This window comes from Kitasatospora sp. NPDC057542 (assembly GCF_042801945.1).
Classification (GTDB): domain Bacteria; phylum Actinomycetota; class Actinomycetes; order Streptomycetales; family Streptomycetaceae; genus Kitasatospora.
The window spans coordinates 1-2,164 of the sequence record NZ_JBHVFE010000770.1 but is presented as its reverse complement, the minus strand read 5'-3'; the positions used below and the strand labels follow the sequence as shown (position 1 = coordinate 2,164).

General features: G+C 76.3%; 1 protein-coding gene. It reads right to left on the bottom strand.

Annotated features, from left to right (window positions below; genetic code table 11):
- Positions 1-27 precede the first annotated feature (27 nt).
- Positions 28-2,055: a prolyl oligopeptidase family serine peptidase gene (locus tag ACFU7Y_RS43285; protein WP_380771956.1), complete on the bottom strand. Its 2,028-nt coding sequence runs from the start codon at positions 2,053-2,055 to the stop codon at positions 28-30.
- Positions 2,056-2,164 lie beyond the last annotated feature (109 nt).

Sequence of the window (2,164 nt, the reverse complement as noted above, 5' to 3'; positions counted from 1 at the left end):
GTCGCGCGACCGGACACGGGCCCTCGCTCATGCCAGGCCCAGCGAGCGCCGCAGGAAGTGCAGTTCGTGGGTCAGCAGGTTCTCCACCACCGCCTCGTCGGTGGGCCGGTGGCCGGTGGCGCGCAGCGGGAGGACCTCGTGCGGGCGACCGGCGGCGAGCAGGGCGGCGGACAGCCGCAGGGTGTGGGCCGGGTAGACGTTGTCGTCGGCGAGGCCCTGGATCAGCAGCAGCGGGCGGCTGAGCTTCGGCGCCTCGGCGATCAGCGAGCCGCCGTCGTAGTGCTCGGGGTGATCGTCGGGGTGGCCGAGGAAGCGCTCCTGCCAGTGGGTGTCGTAGAACCGCCAGTCGGCGGGGGCGGCCCCGGCGGAGGCGGCGTGGAAGACGTCCGGACGGCGCAGCACGGCGAGGGCGGCCAGGTAGCCGCCGTAGGACCAGCCGCGGATGGCGACCCGGTCGAGGTCGAGCAGCCCGGGTCGCAGCCGGTCGGCCGCCCGCAGGCCCTCGATCTGGTCGCCGAGGGTGGGCTCCGCCTTGTTGCCGTGGATCGTCTTGTCCCAGCGGGGCCCGCGTCCGGGGGTGCCGCGGCCGTCCACCACGAGGACCGCGAAGCCCTGGTCGGCGAACCACTGCGAGACCTGGTCCCACCAGAGGCCGCCGGTGGTGGCCTTCTGGGTCGCGGGCCCGCCGTACGGGTCGAGCAGGACGGGCAGCGGGCCGTCGCCGGGGCGGTGGCCGGCGGGCAGGAAGAGCGTGGCGCGCAGTTCGTGCGAGCCGAGCCGGAGCAGTTCGGGCCGTGCGGTGACGACGGGCGGCTCGGCGCGGGAGACGAGCGGGAGCGCCGGGCGGCCCTCGCGCAGGACGGTGGAGCGGCCGCCGGGGTGGCCCTGGGCCCGGGTGGAGAGCACCAGTGTGTCGCCGCGCCGCACGCCGGTGTGCAGGCCGGGGCCGCTGCTCAGCCGCTGTGGGCCGGTGTCCGGTCGGTACGTCCAGAGGTGGGTCTCGGTGGGTTCGTCGGAGGCGGTGAACAGCACCTGTTCGCCCTCCGTCCCGAGGACCGCGCGCAGCTGGAGCCCGGGCGGGGTGACCGGCTTGCCGTCGACGGTCAGGTGCCGGGTGTCGCCCAGGTCGGCGGTGTCCACCAGGGCGCCGGCCGCGGTGCGTGCCGGCAGACCGGGGAGCAGCTCGATCCAGTGCGCGTCCTGCCGCTCGGCGACCACCCGGGTGGCGCCGTCCGGCTCGATCGCCAGGGTGCGGACGGTGCGCTGGTCGCGGCTCTGCACGGCGGCGTACGGGCCGTGGTCGTCCCAGCCGGCGGCGGTGAGGTACTCGAAGGCGGCGCGGTCCCAGCGGACCTCGGTGGCGGTGCCGTCGAGGCCGAGCAGCCGCAGCGAGACCTCGGCGTTGGCGGTGCCGGCCAGCGGGTAGCGGATGGTGCGCGGCGGGCGGTGCGGGTCGGCGGGGTCGGCCAGGAAGAGGCGGGCGAGCGGGCTGTTGTCGATCCGGGCGACCAGCAGCGTGGTGCCGTCGGGGGACCACCAGTGGCCGCGGTCGCGGAACATCTCCTCGGCGGCGACGTACTCGGCGAGCCCGTAGGCGACGTCCTCGGCCTCGGGCCGGGCGAGCGCCCGCTCCTCCGTGCCGTCGACGCCGACCACCCGCAGGGCGCGGTCGCCGACGTAGGCGATCCGGTGGCCGGTCGGGTCGAGCCGGGGGTCCTCCGGCGGGCCGGGGACGGGGATCCGGCGGACGGTGCCGCCGGCGGTGTCGGCCAGCCACAGTGCGCCGTCCAGTGTGAAGGCGGCGAGCGCGCCCGCGGCGTCGGTGCTGTACGCGGCGATTCCCTCGTCGGCGCCCAGTGCGGCCGGGTCGGCGATCAGCCGCTCCGCGCCGGTGGCGGTGTCCAGGGCCCAGAGGCAGGCGAGCGGGTCGGTGCCGGTGCGGCCGCGCAGGAAGAGCACGGTGGTGCCGTCCGGCGAGGGCTCCGGCTGGACCGGGACGCCCAGGGTGAACCGCCGGGTGCGGGCCAGCTGACGGGGTAAGGAGAGGGTCGTCATGCCGGGCACCATAGGCATGGCCGACACACCCCTGTCGAGCGGATTGACGGTCGAGGGGGAACGGTCGTGCGGGAAACGGCCGGGGCCGCCGTGGATCTCAGGCATCCAC